Below are 19,450 nucleotides of genomic sequence, written 5' to 3' on the forward strand. Positions count from 1 at the left end.
TTATAAGTGAGCCTGAAGAAAATATCTGCAACATTGGTGTCTGGCAGCATTGCCCTCAGTGGCCAGGCGTTTGCTGACTTTCTAAGCGATAGCAAAGCCACCTTGGGCATGAGGAGCTTCTACTTCAATAATGACAATCGCGATGGCGTCGCTGCCCCTTCGAAAACCGAAGAGTGGGCGCAGGGCTTCATGTTGGACTTCAAGTCGGGTTATACCGAGGGTGCCGTTGGTTTTGGTGTTGATGCCCTTGGGTTGCTGGGCGTTACCCTGGACACTGGCAAGGGACGTCATGTTGGCAGCTCGATGATTCCCTCGGACAGCGACAACCGCGCCGTCGACGAGTGGAGCCGGTTGGGGCTGACCGGTAAGGTCAAGATGTCCAAGACCGAACTGCGCTACGGCACCTTGATTCCGAAACTTCCGATTCTGGTCGCCAACGATGGACGGGGGCTCCCGCAAACCTTCGAGGGCGGCCAAATCACTTCGAGCGAGTTCAAGGACCTGACCCTGACGGGTGGGCGAATTGAACACGCAACCGGTCGTGCTTCAACTGACCGGACAGGGCTCGCCGCTATGGGCGGTACGCGTGAAAGCAACCAGTTCGCTTTCGCCGGGGGCGACTGGAAAGTCACCAAGGACCTGACAGCTCAGTACTACTATGCCCAGCTCGAAAACTACTATAACCAGCAGTTTTTCGGACTGACGCATACGCTCGCATTCTCGGACAGCCAATCGTTGAAAACCGACCTGCGCTACTTCAGGACTGACGCGTCAGGTGAAAACAGCTCCGGTACATCGGGCTACCGAATCAGCGGCTACACCAAAAACGGTGATGGCGTTATCGACAATCGTCTCTGGAGTGCTGCATTGATCTATAGCCTCGGTGCTCATGCGATAACGGCCGGCTACCAAAGCGTCTCGGACGGTAGCAGCTTCACCCAGCTCAATCAGGGTAGCCTGGTGGATAAAGGCGCAGGAGGCAGCTCCTTGTACCTGTATACAGATCGTCTGATCCAGAGTTTCACCCGTGCAGGGGAGCGCACATTATTCGGTCAGTATGCCTACGACTTTGCCGCCCTGGGGATCCCGGGCCTGAAAGCCTCGGTCATGTACCTCTCAGGTGACAACATCAAGACGAGATCAGGTGATACTCAGAAAGAATGGGAAAGGGATATCTTTCTGGACTACGTCGTTCAGTCGGGAGCGCTCAAAGGTGTTGGCTTCGGTTGGCGTAACGGTAAATCCAATAGCGAAGCCGCCCGTGACCAGGATCAGAACCGGGTGTTTGTGAGCTACAGCATTCCGCTGCTCTAAGGGTGCAGCATCACCGTATCGAGCGCTCCTGGTACTCGGCGCCCGGCCGCTGTCGAAAATGCTTGTACCAGGCGTCAAGATCCAAGACTGGCAGTCCGCCGCGAGGCTTGTACTGCTCAAGGCGCGCCATGACTATCTGACGGGCGGGAAAAGCCCGATTCTCAAGTCCGTCCTCAACGAGGTTCTTCAGGCCGTTCCACAAACGATGGACTGGTGGGACGATCCTGAAATCCTCCCGATCGGCGATACGGGCATTACACTGCGCGATGCCCAGGGCAGTGGGCGAAGCTATCGCATCAATATCCTTATTTCCAAGGACAGGCCTGGCCTTCGCATCGCCTTCTACGATGAAAAAATGTAAGCGTCAACCTTACAATCTCCAGGCAGCCAATACCTAAAGCCACCGCCCACGCCGCCGATACCCCCGGTCATGAATCCGCGAACCGCGTCCGCATCAGTATTGACTGAGCCGAAATGCGGTGCTCTGCTGGCCGACCGTGTCAATCAAGGAAAAGTGACAGTGATCATAGGTATCGATCTGGGCACCACCAACAGCCTCGTGGCGGCCTGGGACGGCGAACACGCCCGGCTATTGCCCAATGCCCTTGGCAATCTTCTTACCCCGAGCGTCGTTGGCCTCGACGACGATGGCCAGTTGATCGCCGGCGATATCGCTCGGGAAAGGCTGCACACCCATCCGCACCTCACCGCGTCGTTGTTCAAGCGTTATATGGGCAGTGCCCGTGAAACATTGCTGGGCGGGCGGGCCTACCGCGCCGAAGAGCTTTCGGCGATGCTGCTGCGCAGTCTCAAGGCTGACGCCGAGCGTGCCTTGGGCGTGCCCTTTCTCGAAGCGGTGATCAGCGTGCCGGCGTACTTCAGCGATGCCCAGCGCAAGGCCACGCGTATTGCGGGAGAGCTGGCGGGCCTGAAGGTCGAAAAACTGATCAACGAACCCACCGCCGCGGCGTTGGCCTACGGCCTGCAACAGCGGGACGAGGCCACCTTCCTGGTGTTCGACCTGGGTGGCGGCACCTTCGACGTCTCCATTCTGGAGCTGTTCGAAGGGGTCATGGAGGTGCGCGCCAGTGCCGGCGACAACTTCCTCGGTGGCGAAGATTTCGATGATCGACTTGTCGAGCATTTCATCGCCAGCATCGGCGCCGCCGATCTCCCTGATACGTCCCAGCCCGGCATGGCGCAGCGATTGCGGCGCGAGGCGCAGCGTGTTCGCCATGCGTTGGGCCAGGCACCGGTTGCACGCTTTGTGCTGCGTGAGCAGGCACGTGAGTGGTGCCTGGAAGTGACCCAGAGCGATCTGGCGAACATCGCCCAGCCGTTATTGGATCGCCTGCGTGCGCCGATCGAACGCGCGTTGCGTGACGCCCGGATCAAGGTCGCGGACCTGGACGAAATACTGTTGGTCGGCGGCACCACGCGCATGCCGCTGGTGCGCAAGTTGGTCGCGACGCTGTTCGGACGGATCCCGGCGATGCAACTCAATCCGGACGAAGTCGTGGCGCAGGGCGCGGCTATCCAGGCGGCACTGAAAGCACGCCATGCTTCCCTGGAAGAAGTGGTGCTGACCGATGTTTGCCCCTATACCCTGGGCATCGAAACCTCGGTCCAGCTGGGCAACCAATACCAAAGCGGTCACTACTTGCCCATCATCGAGCGCAACACGGTGGTGCCGGTGAGTCGTTCCCGTAACGTGTCGACCCTCAGCGACAACCAGAAAGTGGTCAGGCTGGGTATCTACCAGGGCGAAAGCCGTTTGGTGGCCAACAATATTTTTCTCGGTGAGCTGGAAATCCCAGTGCCGCCGCGCAAGGCCGGGGAGATCACCCTGGACGTGCGCTTCACTTACGATAACAACGGCCTGCTCGAAGCCCAGGTGCATCTGCCGATCAATGGCGAAACTCGTCGGCTGGTCATCGAGAACAACCCTGGCGTGCTGGCCCCGGAAGAAATCGCCCGACGGCTGGCCGCCCTTGAAGCATTGAAAGTGCATCCGCGGGATCAGCAGGTCAATACGTTGCTGCTGGCTCGGCTGGACCGCCTGTATCAGGAAAGCCTTGGCGACGGGCGAGACCATATTGCCGCGCTGGCGAACCACTTCCAGCAAATGCTCGACACCCAGGACGAACACCGGATCCGCGAAGCCCGTGGCGACATCAGCCAGCGCCTTGCCCACTTCGAGATGGAGAGGTAAGTCATGAGCCATTGGCAAATGCTGGGCCTTGCCCCGGACGCGGACGAACGCAGTATCAAGCGCGCCTATGCACGGCTGCTAAAAGTCCATCGTCCTGACGAAAACCCTGATGAGTTCCAGCGCCTGCGCCAAGCGTACGAGGCGACGCTGGCCGAGGCACAGTGGCGTGCGCAGGCTGAAGATGAAGGCAGCTATGTTTCGCTAGATGTCAGCGAGCCAACCCCGGACTCATCTCCCACTGTTGTGCAGGCCTCTGCGCTCGCCATTTCTTTGGACGATATCGACGTCCAAACGTCCATCAGCCCGCCGCAACCGTCCCTTGAGCAGATGCAGCAATGGTTGGCCGAGGGCCGGGACCGCCAGGTAATGGACGGGCTTCGCGTTTGGCTGGCCAGTGACTGGCTGTTGCCGTTCGAGCGCCGCCAGCAGTTCGAGCTGAGCGTCCTGGAATGGCTCGAATCCGCGGAAGGCTGGTCGCCGGCCTTTTTCGATGGGGTGTGCAAGGTCATGGGGTGGGATGAAGCCCAGGCCACGCTGCCTTGTGAATATTGGCGTTGGGACCGCCTGATCAGACGGTGCGAGGCGCAAGCCTTTGCCGAGTCTGTGCGGGCGGACCTTACCAGGTTCGAAACCGATAAAGTCTACGGGCAGCCGGCCGCTCTGCTGCTGAAAGCCATGGCGGACGGTGACCGCCGTGAATTGGCCGATGGCTTTGACGGCGGTGACTGGCAACGTTTTGCCCAGCTCGCTCAAGCGATCGAATATCAGTATCCAGAGGTGCCCGGGCAGCTTGGATTGCAACCCGTCGACAACTGGCGGGATTGGCTACCCCCGACGAGCTATCGAGGCATCTACCTGTTCCTGTGGGTGGCGCTGTCCGTGGTGCTGATCACGTCGGTGTTCACCGGTCTGATAAGAAAGGATGGGCTGAGTTCGGCGGTTATCATGCCGGTGCTGATGATCGCAGTGAACTGGGTCGGCATGAAGGCCTACGGAATCTGGGCGCTGGTGGCCGTGACAGCGGCTCGGTTGGACGTGCTGCTCAGCCAGTGGTTGGTCCCGCGCCGTTGGTACCGACAGGGCGCCGGGCTGCTGTTGCTGCGCCACATCCTTCCCGGCGCAGCGCCCGCCTTCTTGGCGTACATATGGTCCGGCGGCCCTGCATGGTTGCGGTGGGGAAGCGCGGTCGCTGTGTTCCTTGGTGTCCTCTATTTCACCAACCAAGCGCTGAGCGGCGGTAAGGTTTCCATCTGGGCACGAGCATGGCGCGCCGTTAAACTTCGGGTCGGGCGGCTGCCTTGGCACACGCTGCAACACCCAGGTCTTGTGGTCGTGATTGTCGTGCTGGTGATGGCGGCGACGGTGTACTGGCGTATGAAAGGTGTCGCTTAGAAATAGATTTTTCAACGTCAGGCGCGCTGGCCGGGGGTATCGATAAAGGGGCGCTGATGAGCATGAAGCCAATAGAACGAACCTCTCCCCAAGGGTTGGAGGCTTATATTCGCGGCGAGCGCTTGGCGGCGTCGGATGATTTGGCCGGCCGCGACGTGTTGGTGCAGATATTCAACCGCGAGCCTCAGGAGGAAGGCTTTATCGTCCCAGCCGTCGCTGAGCCCTTGCTGGTATGGATCATGTCAGGCACCGCGGCGGTGCAGGAACGCAGCCTGGGCGGCGAGTGGCAAACCAGCGTCGTGTCCAAGGGCGATTTCTTTTTGACCACATCGGCTGAGCCCTACGAAATGCGCTGGAGCGTGTCTGGCGCAGACGCTTTTGTCGTGATGCATATCTACCTGGGCATCGCGCTGCTGGAGAAAGCCATTCAGGAGACGCTCGGCGGCCCTGGTGCTGTCCGTTTGCGCGAGGTGTCGGGTGGTCGTGACGACGTGCTGTCCATGCTGCTGGAACAGTTCCGCGCGGAACTGACCACTCGCCACGGGGGCAGCGGACTCTTTTTGCAGGGACTGGCGCAGTGCCTGGCCGTTCACCTCGCCCGTGAGTACCTGGACGATTCGGCAGACGATATCGCCCGTCGCAATGCTTTGCCGGCTTATAAACTGCGACGCGTATTGGCGGACATGGAAGCCAATCTGCAAAAGGAGTTCAGCTTGCGGGCGTTGGCCGAAGCAGCCGACATGAGCGAATTCCACTTCAGCCGGCTGTTCAAGAAAGCGACGGGGCACTCGCCTTCGCAGTTTTTCATCCGACTGAGAATGGCCCGTGCCCGGCAGCTTCTGTTGGAGACGGATCGCAGCATTATCGATATCGGCCTGGACGTGGGGTACAGCAGCCCAAGCCATTTTTCCCAAGTTTTCAAACGCCAAGTGGGCGTGACGCCGAGCCACTATCGCAAGTGAGCCCTTTGCCGATGTGTTCGTCATCGCGGTGTCCAAAAAAAGCGCGGTGCAGACAACGCCGCACCGCGTGGATCAGGACCAGCATCAGCCCACGGGAATACTTATGCCGCCGTCAGCCATGACCACCGACCCGACGATGAAGCTGGCGCGTTCGGAGGCGAGGAAGGAGACGATTTCGGCAATTTCCTCTGGCGCCGCCGCCCGGCCGATGGGGGCCGATTTACCGTGTTCCTCCAGGAAACCGCGGCCGTCGTCCATGAAGTGGTTCAGCAGGTTGGTCACCACGTCGCCGACGCCGATGGCGTTTACCCGGATGCCATGCTCGATTGCTTCAAGCGCCTGGGTGCGCGTCAGTTGGGCGAGGGCGCCTTTGGAGGCGGTGTAGGCGGCGATGCCGGGGAACGCAAAATACGAGGCGTAGGAGGCGATGTTCACGATTGCCCCGGATTTGTTTTTCATCATTGCCTTCATCGCTTCGCGAGAATGCAGGAACGCGCCGGTGACGTTGGTTTCCATCTGCCACGTCCAGTCTTCGCGCGTCATTTCCACGATCGGTTTGTAGAGAATTCGGCCTGCGTTATTGACCAGCACGTCCAGCTTGCCGAACGTCCCGACGGCCAGGGCGACGGCTTTTTCAGCGGAGCCATCCACGGTGATGTCCGCGACGAAGGGCACAATGCCGTCTCGCTCCAGGTCGTTTACAGACGGGTCGATGTCCTCGGCGATTACTTTGGCACCGCGGGCATGGAGCAGCTCGGTAATGGCTTTACCAATGCCACTGGCCGCACCGGTCACCAGGACTACTTTGCCTGCAACTTCATCAGGGGTTGGATTGAATTGAGTCATGACAGGTCTCCAAGCAGTGGTTGTCAGTCGTTTCGACGGTTCAACTCTGCTGCTTTTTGACGTGCCTCTCTTTGGCAGCCTTGCTCGGACTGTTGGGTTTTTGCTCCTTTCTCGTTTGTTGGCCGCGCTAAACCTGGAAGTCAGCGACGCCGATCAATTGAAATACTTCTTCTTCCGAGGGCGCGAAGGTGATGTCCAAGTTACGGTAACCGGAGTGATCCCCTGTCAGGCTCAATTCGAATCGCGCCCCGGAGGCGTCGGCTTCGTAGCTCTTCAAGTACGTCAGGTTCCTGGCTTGATTGAAAACCACGTCCAACGTGCCGTTGTAGCCATTTCCCAGTCGGGTAAAGCCCAGGGCGGACACATCGATCGTGTCTTCACCGGCGGTATAGTCCATCAGGCGATCAGCGTGGTTTTCGGTATCGGTACGGTAACTGTCGCTCAGTGTGTCGAAGCGGAACACATCGCTGTTGCCGCCACCCGTTAATAAGTCCCGGCCTTCTCCGCCAATCAATACATCGTTCCCTAGCGCGCCATAAAGGCGATCGTCGCTCGCGAACCCTTCGATGATTTCGCCCCGAGCGTTGCCTTGTAATTGATCAACCCCTTCGGTGCCCATCAACCTGGCTTGCTGGAACAGGATGTTGGTTTCATCCAGCGCTTGGCCCAGGTTTCCGTCGAAGACCACTTCGAAGCGTTCCCCCTGCGCATTGGCCTCGAAACTCTTGAGGTAGGTCCGCGTCCCGCTTTCATTGACGCGTATCGCCAGGGTTCCGTCATGTCCATCACCCAGCCCGAGGAAGCCCAGGGAGGAGAGGTCGAGCGTATCGGTGCTGGGGTCGAAGTCGGTGATTCGATCGCTATGGGCCGTGGTTGTGGTTCGGTAGCTGTCGGTGACTGACTCGTAACGGAACGTATCGGCCCCAACACCGCCCGTCAGCTGGTCGCGACCTTGCTGGCCATCGAGCAGATCGTTACCGGCCCCGCCAAGGATCGCATCGTCGAACGACGCGGTACCCAGCAAGAAGTCATCCTCGCGGCCACCGTCAAGGTGGTGATAGCCGTCGTCGGGATTGCCGAAACTGTGGTCCAGGCTGCCGTCGGGGTTCAATTGGACCAGGGCGGCCAGATAGCCGTCCGCGCTCGTGCCTTGGCTTCCGCCAATCAACAGCTTGCCGTCGGCCCGCACGACCATGTCGGCGACCGCGAAGGGAGCGCTTTCCGAGCCCCAACGCACCTGACCCTGATCACCAAAATCGGTATCGAGCGAACCGTCGGCGTTGAGTCGGATGACGCTCGCCACGCCACCTGAGGCGCCCGCCAGCAGGATTTTTCCGTCATCCTGTATGACGAGCGCGTCTGCATGAACATCCAGGACCAGGCTGCCCCCATTCGCAAAGGTGCTATCCAGCGTACCGTCCGGGTTGAGGCGGGTCAGGGTATCTTGTCCCGTGACCAATACCTTCCCGTCTCCCTGCAGCGAAACGTCAATCGTGCCGCCGGGGTGGATACCAACGGACGTTGGCAGGCGCAGGACCCCAGCCTCAGCGAAAGACGAGACCAAGGTCCCCGTCGCGTCGAAACGAGCAATATAGATCTCCCCGGAGGGATACCCGGCGCTTGCGAAAAAACTGCCGTCGTGTTGCACGGAGAACGACGCTTGCTGGCCAAGATTGTCATTCCAGTAGAAGGGCACTGTCGCGGTGCCGCCATTGCCGAAACTCGTGTCGAGGCTGCCGTCGGCCAAGGTGCGACTGACGCCCGACACCCAGGCGTCGCCGACTTTCACGTACTGCGCCACCAAGTAGCTCCCTCCCGGCTGCACGGCGGCATTCCCGCCGTCCTCGATATCGAGCGACACAGGGAGGAGGGACTTACCGTCTCCACTGAAGTTGCGGTCCAGGCGACCCTCGGCATTGAACCGGACCAGGCTGCCGGTAAAGCCTGAATCCTCTTCGCCTCCCAGTCCCAGGCGACTATAAGCGCCCAGCCAGATGTTACCGTCCGGATCGACCGCGATACCTGCGACTGTGTCCGAGCCCCATAGGGTGGTGGCTGCCGTGCCGGTGTTCCGCACGGCTGAAGCGGCGGGAGAAGTGCTCTGAGTCATGTCCATGTCTCCGATGGCTATACGTCGCCAAAGACAATAGACAGGGCTCGGTCTGGTTTCCACTTTGTGAAGCGAAGAGAGGGTCTTGGGCGACCTTCGACTCTGCAAACGATGGAACGGCTACCCGACGGGAGAGCATGCAATTGGTCTCGCCGAGCAGTTGGTCGAGGGCATCGTAGGTATAGTCGAGCCGCTGCTCTTCACCTTGTTTGTTTATAAAGGGAATGGACAACAGGTTGTCGGCGTTGTCGTAGGCGTATTTGGTGGCGCCATCGTCGGTGCGTTTGCGGATCAGGCGACTGAGGGCATCACGCTCGAAATGGTGTTGCAGCGGGGCGAGTGGTTCGGCCAGCGGGGTCAGGAGTATGGCGGATGCCGGTGACATCCCCCAACGGGTCGTACTGGTAGATACGTCCGCTGCCGTCCAGATCCTGCTGGGCCAGCAGGCGGTCCAACGCGTCCCACTCGAAGCAGTGCGTTCGAGGTTCTCATTGCTCAGGTGCAGCGGGCGGCTATCGGGTACTATCGCGATCATCTTCGAGAGTAGCTGCGTTGAGAATTAAGTTTTGTTAGGCGCTAAGTCGCGCAAATTCCATATCATTTTCAAATGATAGGTTGATGCACCAAGAAAAGTCGCTGCGGAATAGGTAGTGGAATTGGGGGATTTCAACAATGGCGCACAGGAACGCTTGTGGGTCGGAGCTTTTTACAGTGTAGGCGTGATCTGTAGGCTGTCTCCTATATAAATTATCTTCGAGTTATCGTCATCTAAGTTGGGTATGGATTTTACAAAGTTGCAATAGTCTAGATGGATGTTTTCTGTGTTTGCTCTAGAGTGGTTGTAGTCCGGGGACGAGGAGAGGTCTGTTCGGCCGCCTATGGTTGGATACTTTTGGTCAATTATTTCTAAATATTGTTCTGGCGAATGTGGTGCGTTGATTTGTATTTCCGCCTTTTTTGCAGGATTCGATAAGATCAAGGTTATATGACATTATTTTTATGCTCCGCATGAAAGTGAGTGACTAAGTTTTCTGAATGTTTTCTGTATTCTAGAGGCAATTGATCTTGTTGAGTTGAAAATGAAGTGGGGGCCTTTTTACTTACCTGCCCAAGTGTTGATGTGAGCCTTGTTTCTATCGTCAAACTCAACCAATAAGGTAATCTTGATGATCCTTGCCATGAAAATTTTCGCCCCCTCTTGCTTTTAAACTGCCCCACAATCTTATGTGACGGGTAATGCGATTATCTGGCTGCCATGAGTAAAATCCCATAAGGAGCCAAATATTTTGTTCTGGAATCGCACTTTTAAAGCCCGTGCACAGGGTTTAAGTATGTTTAACTGGATTTGCCATGAGCGCCCCGTCGTCGTCCAGCTAATTGCAGATAGGCTGCATTCATCTGAATTTACGGCTCTGCCAAGATGAATGCATCAGTGTCCTGAAAGGCATTTTCACTGCTGTTAGTTTTAATTTCAGTAATCATAGTGGTTGCCTGGCTCATCATTTAAATGAGCTCCTCTATTTTGGGAGTTCCCTATGCCGAATTCCCGGCCTTGTCGTAGTGATAGTGGCGCTGCAGGTGTGGTCCGACTTCCTCGATCAGACGGCTCAGCGGATCGTAGCTGAAGCGCAGGATTTCGGACTGCACACCCAGGCGTTTGTCCTGCGGTAAACTCCGTTGTAGACGAGCCTACGTTTTTATTAGCGCCAAGAGCGTATTGTTTAATTTTGGTTCATATGATTCGTTCCATGCATCCATGGAGAAGTCGCTTATTTTATATAAGTCATTAGGGTCGTTATGGCATATGACACAGCGAATAGTTCCCATGGTGAACCAAATTATAAACTCTTTCAGCTTGTCGCTAGATTTTGCATCTGTGGACTTTAGTGCTGTTTGTATGTCTCTTATCAATCTATCGAATAAAGGGGTGTTGAACGTCTTCTCCTCAAATAATTCAAAGCAAAATGTACCTGCGACTAGATCGTCTTTGTTTTTTAGAATCTCATTTTCTAGATCATTCATGAGTTTAAATCCGTCGGTATGTTAACAGCCTGGGCCGATTCGGTTTGTGGCGCGAGTAGATTTTGCAGCGTTGTATCTACCGTCAAGATTGAAAACGCCTTTTGATGAGTTTTTTGATGAGAAGGTTTCTATATGATCCTTGTGCATGCCATCCATATAAAAGTAGTCGCCTGACTTAAATTTTACATCGTCAACTTTCGTCTTTTTCGTGATCTTGAATATTTGTTGGCCTTGATATGTCTTTCCTGTTCTGGCCGACACTGGCTCGAGTGCTTCTCCTAATGGCGTGCCGCTAATGGGGTTATTGCTAAGGCCTAACGGATCAATCCACCCAATCGCATTCGGCGCATACAGATAGAGGTTCAGCCCACCCGTCAGCCCAATCGCAGCACTTCCTAGTGCAATGCGTCGCGCTCGAAATCGCCGATCACCCGGCCATTGAGATTGATCTGATGCAGGTGGTCGCTGCCGTAATATAGATGGTTCAATCGGCGCTGGTCGTGCATGGTCAGGGTCTCAAACTTCCCCTGTTCGTCATATTGATACCGCAGCAGGTCGGCGCTGTTGGTCCTGCCGAGCAGTAGGCCGGGGCTATCCTAGGCATAGTCTAGACGTTGCGGGGTACACTAGTTGCCGTTAAATTATGGTCCGGTGATCAGTCTCTCCGCCGAATTCGTAGCAAAGCATGAGGTGGGGTCAATCTTCCTCTCCATCTTCAAAGTGAAGATGATCCATGGATGCGCACGTGAAACTGCCAATAAATGACGATGAGTTATGTTTGTCTTCCATTGGGCGGAATAAGCTATTTTTAATTGCCCAATCATAGATCCCTATGTCGACAGGGTACTTAGTAAGAACTCCTGTGAGTTTGTTGTGGTTTATCCAGTCTTTTGCATCTTTAAGCGAAATGAACAATGCCGATGGAAAGCGAGCCATCTTGCCATTAAATACCCAAATATATTTCATTTTAGTTGGACTCCTATTAATGATTTTGGAACTTGAACCAGCGTTGTATTTTGTCAACTGATTTTCTGATTGCCGATTTGTTGATGTTAATCGCAGCTTGTTGCTCGGAAGTCGGGGCAGGAGAGCCTTTTATTGGTTTTCCTGCTTGACCTATTTTTGTCTCTTTACCGCCTCCCTTGACGTGCAAATGTGCAGGCCCGTGATCCCCACTTCGGGTGTAGTGAACAATTGTAACATTTCCATGTTGTGCGATTAATTTTGGTGGTAGTACTGGCTCGGTAAACCTGCCGTTTCCCTTGGTGGTATCGCATGGATTCAATCCAAATGGATCAATCCACACAATCGGGTTCGGCGCGTATTGATAGAGGTTATACCCACCCAACAACCCAATCGGATCCGGCTGGGTAAACCGCCCCACATCCGGATCAAAAAACCTGAAGGTGTTGTAGTGCAGCCCGGTTTCGCGGTCAAGGTACTGCCCCTGAAACCGCAGGTTCTGCCCACGTCCCGGTTGTTGATCATGCCACTCATCCCGCGTCCTGCCCCAGGCCTGGTATTCGCTGTGCCACACCGTGTGGCCGTCCGTATCGGTCAGCTGTTCCGGCAGCCCGGCCAGGTTGGTGTGGAAGTAGAAGATCGCCTCGCTACCGGGCTTGCCATCAAGGCGGGCCAGGGGTTCATAGCTGTCCGGATCGGCATATACATACAGGCTGGGCCTGCCGTCCTGCACTTCTTCCAGCAGCCGCAACCCTTGCCAGTGGAACAGCGTGCGGTTGCTCGGCTCGCTGGCGTCGTCGTTATACACCTGCTTGCTGATGCGGCGCCCCAGCGGATCGTAGCCGAACACCACACGCTGGCGTAGGGCGCCGTTCTGTTGATGCACGCCGATCAGCCGGTGCTCGGCGTCATACTCGAAACGCTGGATGTGGCTGCTGCCGATACGCTTTTCGCTCAGCCGTCCAAAGCGGTCGTAGCGATAGCGCTTGTCCTGATACACATGTACGCGGTTGTGCTTGATCAGCCCGTTGACCCGGTAGCCATCAAATAGGTTGCCGGCCGGGTCGTAGTTGAGGCTCTCGATGTGCTGGCCCTGCGCCCCAGGATTGGTGCGGTGCATGCTCTGGAGCTGCTCGACGGGGTTGTAGCCATATTGGGCACTGCCTTGATAGGACTTGCCGGTCGATGACTGGTTATGAAAACGCCCGATCAGGCTGTCGTCATTGGCCGCCGTAGCCGAGTGGCGAGCGCCTGGGCGCTGGGCCTGGGTCAGTATCTCCGCCACCAGGTTGTCACTGGCGTCGTACTGGTAGTCTTTCTGCAACAGCGGCAACACCTCGCGGGCGACCTGCTGGTAGTGCAAGGCTTTCTGGCTGAGGCGGCCATTGCGGTCGTAACGGGTGCGGGTGTGCAGGGCGCCCTGGGTGCGCAGCACCTCCTCGTGCAATACGTCGCGCTCGAAATCGCTGATCACCCGGCCACCCAGGTTGATTTGATGCAGGTGGCCGCCGCCGTAGTACAAATGGTTGAGCTGACGCTGATCGGGCAGGGTCAGGGTTTGCAGGTTGCCCAATTCGTCGTACTTGTACTGCAGCAGACCGGCGCTATTGGTCTCGCTGAGCAGTTGGCCGAGGGCGTTGTAGGTATAGTCGAGCCGCTGCTCTTCACCTTGTTTGTTTATAAAGGCAATCGACAGCAGGTTGTCGGCGTTATCGTAGGCGTACTCGGTGACTCCGTCGTCGGTGCGTTTGCGGACCAGGCGACCAAGGGCATCGCGCTCGAAATGGTGTTGCAGCGGCGTGAGCGATTCGGCGCTGTCGTTGCCGTCCAGCTCGGGCTCGGCATTCGGCGCGGGGATATGGTGGATGCCGGTAACATCGCCCAGTGGGGTGTACTGATAAATACGCCCGCTGCCATCCAGGTCCTGCTGGGCCAGCAGCCGGTCCCGCACGTCCCACTCGAAGCGGTAGCGTTCGTGGTTTTCATTGCTCAGGTGCAGCAGACGGTCATAGGCGTCGTAGCCAAACTCGACGCTGTGGCCGAGGGCGTCAATCCGCTGAATCAGTCGGCCACTACGGTCGTAACGCAGGCGGGTGATGCGCTGGGCCGGGTCGGTGTAAGCGGTCAGTTGACCAGCGGCGTCGATATCGTAGTGGTCGATGCGGCCATCGGGGCGCTCGCTTTCAATCAGATAGCCGCGGGCGTCATACCGATAGTGGGTATGCTCGCCGCGGGCGTTGATGGTTTCGCTGAGCAGGCCGCGCTGATCATAGCGGTAGTGGGTCTCGTGGTTGGAGCAGTCACGGTAGTTGAGCAGTTGCCCGTGAACGTTCCAACGCAAATATTTGTGTTTGTCTAAAGGATCGGTGATGCATTCGACCTGGCCCTGGGCGTTATACCGGTATTGGGTCTTTCGACCGAGGGGATCTTGCTCCCACAGCAGATTACCCTGGCCGTCGTAGCCGAAGCGTTGGGTGCGCCCGGCGCCATCGGTGATGCTCAGTGGCAAGGCCCAGTGGCGGGTGTAACGGATCCGTTCGCAGCGGCCCAGCGGGTCGCGGGTTTCGATCAGGCGGCCGAGTTCGTCGTAGCCGTATTGCCATTCGCCGCCCTGCGGGTCAATGCTCTTGAGCAGTTGGCCGCTGAGCACGTCTTCCTGCCAACAATGGCCCATGGGGTCGATGTGTTTGTAGATCTCATAGAAGGGCCCCCAGTAGTAATGGTCCTGGCGACCGAGGCTGTCGGTGACGTGGGTTTCGCCTTTTTCCAGGTCGTACTCGAAGCGATAGTCCTCGCCATCGCTGCCCCAATGGCGGATGACGCGCCACTCATGGTCGGATTGAGGTTCGAGCAGGGGCGGAAATTTATAGAGGCTGCCGTCTGTGCGCACCGATTGAGGGCGTTGTGCGGGAACTTCGAAGCGTTGCCATTGATACTGTCGAGTCGCCCCACTGGGCAGGGTGTGGCTCTCGAGGTAGCCGTGCGCGGTGTAGGTGAAGCTACGCAAGATCTGGCCGGTGGCATCAAGGACTTCCTGCAACTGGCCGCTTTGGGTGTAGCGATAGCTGGCAAGCACTTCGGTGTGTTCGATCCGGGGATCATTGCCAAGCTTGATGTAGAGTCGTTCCACTTGGCTGACCCGCTTCGGGTGTTGCGTGTCATAGCTCAGTCGGATGGTGGTTCGGCTCAAGCCGTCGCACACGTAGTGCAGTCGCCCTGTCTGATCGTAGAGAAGCCCTAGCGTATTCAGGTTGCGATCACCCAGCTTGATCAGGCGTGAACGTTTCGGGTTGTGCGGGTCGTTCTGGAAGACTTGGTAGAGACCAGTGTAGATGTCCTCGACCACGGTCTGTCCATCCTCCAGTTGAAAGAACGCCAACCCATCGAGCACGCTGACAAAGGCATCGCCCGCTTTCAAGCGGCCCAGTTCCAGGCGCGTGCCTTCCTCGTCGACATAGATCCACAACTCGCCATCCTCGGGATGAGGCACACGCAGGATTTCCACCTCGTAGGGCACGCTCCAGCCCATGCCGAACAGGCCGTCGCTGCGCAGGTCGTTGCTGTCGTAGCCCCTGGCCCATTCAATGGGAAGCAGGCCGGACAATGTGAAGTCGTGATCCTCGGGGCCGCCCAGAACCTTGCTTCCGGTTGAAACAATCACTGGACTGCCTTTGCACGGACGGATGCGTGGCAGCGGTTTGGGACTACCCTTCGGTCGTGGCCGAAGCTTGATTTTGCGCGAGATCAACATGCCGGCCACCATGCCGGTGAACTGCGCAATCTTGCTTTTGCCATTGCGGATATCCCGCACGGTCAGCGGCTCACCCCCGATGCGCACGTTGGGAGAGACATTGGCATCGCTGTCGATGGTTGCATCGCACGTGGTCTTGTCGCCGGCTCGGGCTGCCGGCTGCCCGTTGATGAACACCTTCCCGGACCCTTGCGCGACATAGGCTTCAGGCAAGGGAGGATGGCGTTCGCAGGTGACCTTATCCTGTTCTGCCGGCTCCGTTCCTGGCGCTGCAGGTGTGGTGACCGGTGGATTGAAGATGTCGTAGATCGCCATGCCCAGCCCGAGCACAGGTAAGAGCATGGGCGCGGCGGACATCGTCATTGCGCCTACATTGTCCAGAAATGACGGTTCTGACTCCTCTTCGGCAGCGTCCGCGCCGCCACCTCCGGAGCTGCGCCCTGCGGCCCGAGCTGCGGCCTTTCCGTTGACGCGGGTGTCTTGCGAGCCGCTTTCAATCTTGCCGAATGGCTCTGCCGGGAACACGCTGTTGGCAAGGGATTCACACCCGTCGGTGATGGCTTCACCAATGCTCTTGTCACCGATGGGAATCATGCTGGCACCGCCTACCAGAGCTCCAGCAATCACAGGGACGAGCACTGCCGCCGCACCACCCGTGCCCACCACCGCGACTACGGTGCCGGCGATAGCCGCCGCAACGAGAGCGGTCGCGGCGGCGTAGACAACCGCTTCTGCCAATGCACTCATCAGCTCGGCAGCCAATGGTGGATGAAGGATCGCGTCTCCTTCCCTGGCAGCATGGACGTTCTGCGCCATTGGTATGTGCTCCTTGCTGAACTGACGTGTATGCAAATGGGTGGAATGAGTTGGTCAGGAAAAGCGCAGGCTGTTTTTGATCGCGCGCCAATGGACGATGTCGGCTTCGGTAAGCGCGCTGTGTTTGCTGTAGTTCAGGACCAGCAGGCGTTGTTGCCCAGGCAGTTGGCAGGCAAACTGGAGCTGATACAAAGGCTGATTTCCGTGCGTGAACTGGAGCGCGGCTTCACGACCTTCGACTTGCTTGTCTTTCCCAATGAAAACGGTCACAGGATCAGTGCAGGTCAACGCGGTGAGCCGTTTGCGCAGCAAGTCCAGTTGAAATGTGTAGGCGTCATCCAGTGTCTGGTGTTCTGGTAGCGCGCTACGGGCGATGACCAATGTGGTTTGCCGCTGGCGAAACTGGAGCATGTTTAATGTGGTGTCATCGGGCATTTCATCGCCGAGATCGACGTTGAGATCCTGAGTCAGGTATCTGGTCATTCAGGTGTTCCTTAGCTAGGGAAGTGCAGGTCAGCCATCAGAGGTCTCAGCCCTCCTGAAAATGGCTGTTGACCTCATTTTCGAGCGCGCTGGCATCTCGTCCGTCAGCGGTAGCGGCAGCAGTGCCGCCTTCCACGTTGAGATCCAGCATGCCGTCGGGGGTGTTGATTTGACCGGACTGCAATCCGGTGATATTGAAGTTCTCGCAGGTGATGTTCAGCGTGCCGTTGGCCTGCAGCTCGATCACCGTCTTGCCGCATTTCAGGCGTAAAGCGTTGCCCACTTCGACGGTGTATTCGTTGGCGACCGAGTCACTTTTGCTGCCGCCTACTTTCAGCGTGTCATTGGCGTTCACCACCCGCATGCGGGTGCGGCCCACGGTGATGGTTTCGTCCTGACCCACCTGGCTGTTTCTGTCAGCGCCGATTGATTGGCTCTGGTTGTTCTTGACCACCGTGGTCTGATCTTTCTGGGCATGGACAAACACTTCCTCCTGCCCCAACTCATCCTCAAAGCGCAGCTCATTGAAACCTTCACCCTTATGGGTCCGGCTCTTGATGGTCATGCGCGTCTTGTGTTTGGGCAGCGGGTAAGGCGGCAGGTTGGTCTGCCGGTACGCGGTCCCAGTGGCGATCGGCTGGTCGGGATCCCCATCCAGATAGCTGATCACCAGCTCTTGGCCCACACGCGGGATCGCCATGGAGCCCCAGGTCGCCCCGGCCCAGCCCTGGGTGACGCGGATCCAGCAGGAGCTGTGGTCGTTGTTTTTATCCGAGCGATCCCACGGGAACTGCACCTTGACCCGGCCCCATTCATCGCAATAAATCTCTTCCCCTGGCGGGCCGACCACCGTGGCAATCTGCGGGCCGTCGATGCAGGGTTTGTCACGCAGTGGGGCTTTCCAGTCCGAGGTCCAGCGGATGGCGCTGGCCTTCAATGTGTAGGAGGTGCCGAGGCCGCTCCCAAACGATTCCTCCTGCAAGCTGGTGTGCTGTTTGCCTTCGTGCTGGATGGCGATGGTCCGCCAGCGGTCGTTGAAGTCTTCACGCGGATGCTCATTGAGGTCGAAGGCCAACCCCGGTTGCAGGCGTTCGTCGTCACCTTCCACATGGGCCAGCTTGGCGTCGTTGCGCAGCGCCGCCAGCCGCGTCTTGGTAAAGGGCTTGCCGGCGATGTCGCGCTTGTAGCGCCCGGGATAGTCGTAGCGTTCGTAGTCCTTGTGCTGGTTGTTCAGGTCCTGGTCGCCGGTGACGGTGTGCTGCTGGTTGTAGTGCGGGTGGGTGAAGGTGTAGTCGCGCTGTACCTGCACGGCAGTGCGTACTTGTTCGGTGTAGTGAAAGCGGGACAGGGCCGGTGCCGTGGCATCGCCGCCGGCCATCGACTGGTAGATCACCGGGCAATCGGTGTGGGTGCCGATGGTGCCGAGGCCGCCAACGCGGTCGGTGAGGACCAGGGTGTGGCCGTCGGCGCGGTGTTCGAAGGTGTAGAGCAGGCCTTCTTCGGCGGCGAGGCGGGCGATGAAATCGAGGTCGGTTTCGCCGGCCTGTACGCAGTATTCGCGAGGTTGATGGTCGAAGCAGATTTCAGTGCGGATGTCGGTCAGCTTTTGCTCGGCCAGCATGCTGGTGATGATGTCGGGCACGGTCTGGCCCTGGAAAATGCGCCAGTTGGAACGGAGCCCAAAACGCGCCAATGTCGGTTCGACCACGGCGGTGTAGCGGGTGCGGCGAAAGCCGGTGTCGCCCTGTTGGAACAGGCTGACCAAACCGTGGACATAGCGCACCGGGGTGTCGTTGCGCCAAACGGTGAACACCGCGGCCAGGTCGAGCATGCGGAAGAAGTCGATGGCCGGGTGATGGCTGACCAGTTCCAGTTCCAGTTTGAACGGCTGGGAGAGGCCTTCTTCGAGCTTGAAAGAAACCACTTCGAAGGGATCGCCCCGCAGCGGTTCGAAGGTGTAGCGCAGGTCGCTTTGACGGGGCATGAAACCTCCTTGTGATGAGTCCGTGGGTATTGCGCTGCACAGCGAGCTGTGCGGCGCAACGGTTCGGTTGCTGATTAAGCCGGTTTACGCCAGTCATCCGAGGCTTCGGTGCCGGCCACCACGTGGGTCCAGCTGACCTTGCGATACGCCAAGCTGGTCTTGATCAGTTGGGTGTAGTTTTCGTTGTCACTGTTCTGCGCGTGGGGCAGTACGGTGTGAATGTCGACGACGGTGGCGTCTTCCAGCTTGGTGGTGAAGAAGTGCTCCTGCTTGCCGTCGCCCGAGGTGCGGAACCACTTCACTTCAACGGTTGGCAGCATTTCGCCGGTGGCCAGGGCCTGATAGAGCATCGGTGAGGCTTTGTTCAAGGCGCTGGTGAATGTCAGTGGCTTGTGCACCCGTTGCCCGGACGGTTGGCCACTCTGTGGGTCGGTGGGGGTACCGATTGCATGGTCGATTTCCTGGGCGAGGATTTCGTCTTCGTGGCCTTCCACATAAACGTTGCCCACCGAGTCGGCGGTGAACGCGCCCTTGGTGATGTGGCCCTGGGTTTTGCCGTGGATGCTGATGTACGCAGGTGTTGGCATGACAAGCT

General features: G+C 57.9%; 14 protein-coding genes. 6 read left to right on the forward strand and 8 right to left on the reverse strand.

From position 1 onward, the window contains the following. Nucleotides 1–6 precede the first annotated feature (6 nt). From Q7C33_RS07360 to Q7C33_RS07380, 5 genes are all read left to right on the forward strand, one after another. Entirely contained in the window at nucleotides 7–1,314 is a 1,308-nt protein-coding gene (locus Q7C33_RS07360; protein WP_407683083.1) for an OprD family porin, read from the forward strand. A gap of 58 nt (nucleotides 1,315–1,372) precedes the next feature. Further along, a complete protein-coding gene (locus Q7C33_RS07365) occupies nucleotides 1,373–1,675 on the forward strand; it encodes a hypothetical protein (RefSeq protein WP_407683084.1) in 303 nt (100 codons plus the stop codon). Between the two features lie 159 nt (nucleotides 1,676–1,834). Further along, a complete protein-coding gene (locus tag Q7C33_RS07370) occupies nucleotides 1,835–3,526 on the forward strand; it encodes an Hsp70 family protein (protein ID WP_407683085.1) in 1,692 nt (563 codons plus the stop codon). A 3-nt stretch (nucleotides 3,527–3,529) separates the two neighbouring features. Continuing rightward, on the forward strand, nucleotides 3,530–4,918 hold the full coding sequence (locus Q7C33_RS07375) for a J domain-containing protein (RefSeq protein ID WP_198795774.1): 1,389 nt from the start codon (nucleotides 3,530–3,532) through the stop codon (nucleotides 4,916–4,918). Nucleotides 4,919–4,980: 62 nt separating this feature from the next. Continuing rightward, nucleotides 4,981–5,880, forward strand: coding sequence for an AraC family transcriptional regulator (locus Q7C33_RS07380; RefSeq protein ID WP_323154009.1), 900 nt, complete (start codon nucleotides 4,981–4,983; stop codon nucleotides 5,878–5,880). An 84-nt stretch (nucleotides 5,881–5,964) separates the two neighbouring features. On the opposite strand, the gene Q7C33_RS07385 is transcribed toward Q7C33_RS07380, so the two are convergent. Then, nucleotides 5,965–6,726: an SDR family NAD(P)-dependent oxidoreductase gene (locus tag Q7C33_RS07385; RefSeq protein WP_258647646.1), complete on the reverse strand. Its 762-nt coding sequence runs from the start codon at nucleotides 6,724–6,726 to the stop codon at nucleotides 5,965–5,967. 127 nt (nucleotides 6,727–6,853) lie between these two features. Further along, a complete protein-coding gene (locus Q7C33_RS07390) occupies nucleotides 6,854–8,836 on the reverse strand; it encodes a M10 family metallopeptidase C-terminal domain-containing protein (RefSeq protein WP_407683086.1) in 1,983 nt (660 codons plus the stop codon). Between the two features lie 85 nt (nucleotides 8,837–8,921). Here Q7C33_RS07390 and Q7C33_RS07395 point away from each other — a divergent pair, with 85 nt between their 5' ends. Beyond that, nucleotides 8,922–9,218, forward strand: a complete 297-nt coding sequence (locus tag Q7C33_RS07395; RefSeq protein ID WP_407683087.1) for a hypothetical protein — start codon at nucleotides 8,922–8,924, stop codon at nucleotides 9,216–9,218. Nucleotides 9,219–10,525: 1,307 nt separating this feature from the next. On the opposite strand, the gene Q7C33_RS07400 is transcribed toward Q7C33_RS07395, so the two are convergent. The 6 genes from Q7C33_RS07400 to Q7C33_RS07425 all read right to left on the reverse strand — a co-directional run bounded on the left by Q7C33_RS07400 (nucleotide 10,526) and on the right by Q7C33_RS07425 (nucleotide 19,442). Then, nucleotides 10,526–10,858 carry a hypothetical protein gene (locus Q7C33_RS07400; protein WP_407683088.1) on the reverse strand — a complete coding sequence of 111 codons (333 nt, stop codon included), beginning with the start codon at nucleotides 10,856–10,858 and terminating at the stop codon, nucleotides 10,526–10,528. A gap of 696 nt (nucleotides 10,859–11,554) precedes the next feature. Further along, a complete protein-coding gene (locus Q7C33_RS07405; protein ID WP_407683089.1) occupies nucleotides 11,555–11,824 on the reverse strand; it encodes a DUF7710 domain-containing protein in 270 nt (89 codons plus the stop codon). 16 nt (nucleotides 11,825–11,840) lie between these two features. After that, nucleotides 11,841–16,388 (reverse strand): RHS repeat-associated core domain-containing protein, encoded by a 4,548-nt coding sequence (locus Q7C33_RS07410; protein ID WP_407683090.1) that lies wholly within the window; start codon nucleotides 16,386–16,388, stop codon nucleotides 11,841–11,843. Between the two features lie 54 nt (nucleotides 16,389–16,442). Further along, nucleotides 16,443–16,871 carry a DcrB-related protein gene (locus tag Q7C33_RS07415; RefSeq protein WP_407683091.1) on the reverse strand — a complete coding sequence of 143 codons (429 nt, stop codon included), beginning with the start codon at nucleotides 16,869–16,871 and terminating at the stop codon, nucleotides 16,443–16,445. 46 nt (nucleotides 16,872–16,917) lie between these two features. Beyond that, nucleotides 16,918–18,855 carry a type VI secretion system Vgr family protein gene (locus Q7C33_RS07420; protein ID WP_407683092.1) on the reverse strand — a complete coding sequence of 646 codons (1,938 nt, stop codon included), beginning with the start codon at nucleotides 18,853–18,855 and terminating at the stop codon, nucleotides 16,918–16,920. Nucleotides 18,856–18,929: 74 nt separating this feature from the next. After that, entirely contained in the window at nucleotides 18,930–19,442 is a 513-nt protein-coding gene (locus Q7C33_RS07425) for an Hcp family type VI secretion system effector (protein ID WP_217859775.1), read from the reverse strand. Nucleotides 19,443–19,450: the final 8 nt, after the last annotated feature.

Source organism: Pseudomonas sp. BP11-1-1 (assembly GCF_052112105.1).
Classification (GTDB): Bacteria; Pseudomonadota; Gammaproteobacteria; order Pseudomonadales; family Pseudomonadaceae; genus Aquipseudomonas; species Aquipseudomonas alvandae.

Coding starts and splice junctions, on each gene's coding strand:
- Q7C33_RS07365 (WP_407683084.1), top strand. CDS start 1,373: ATGCTTGTACCAGGCGTCAAGATCCAAGACTGGCAGTCCGCCGCGAGG.
- Q7C33_RS07375 (WP_198795774.1), top strand. CDS start 3,530: ATGAGCCATTGGCAAATGCTGGGCCTTGCCCCGGACGCGGACGAACGC.
- Q7C33_RS07380 (WP_323154009.1), top strand. CDS start 4,981: ATGAAGCCAATAGAACGAACCTCTCCCCAAGGGTTGGAGGCTTATATT.
- Q7C33_RS07385 (WP_258647646.1), bottom strand. CDS start 6,726: ATGACTCAATTCAATCCAACCCCTGATGAAGTTGCAGGCAAAGTAGTC.
- Q7C33_RS07390 (WP_407683086.1), bottom strand. CDS start 8,836: ATGACTCAGAGCACTTCTCCCGCCGCTTCAGCCGTGCGGAACACCGGC.
- Q7C33_RS07400 (WP_407683088.1), bottom strand. CDS start 10,858: ATGAATGATCTAGAAAATGAGATTCTAAAAAACAAAGACGATCTAGTC.
- Q7C33_RS07405 (WP_407683089.1), bottom strand. CDS start 11,824: ATGAAATATATTTGGGTATTTAATGGCAAGATGGCTCGCTTTCCATCG.
- Q7C33_RS07410 (WP_407683090.1), bottom strand. CDS start 16,388: ATGGCGCAGAACGTCCATGCTGCCAGGGAAGGAGACGCGATCCTTCAT.
- Q7C33_RS07415 (WP_407683091.1), bottom strand. CDS start 16,871: ATGACCAGATACCTGACTCAGGATCTCAACGTCGATCTCGGCGATGAA.
- Q7C33_RS07420 (WP_407683092.1), bottom strand. CDS start 18,855: ATGCCCCGTCAAAGCGACCTGCGCTACACCTTCGAACCGCTGCGGGGC.
- Q7C33_RS07425 (WP_217859775.1), bottom strand. CDS start 19,442: ATGCCAACACCTGCGTACATCAGCATCCACGGCAAAACCCAGGGCCAC.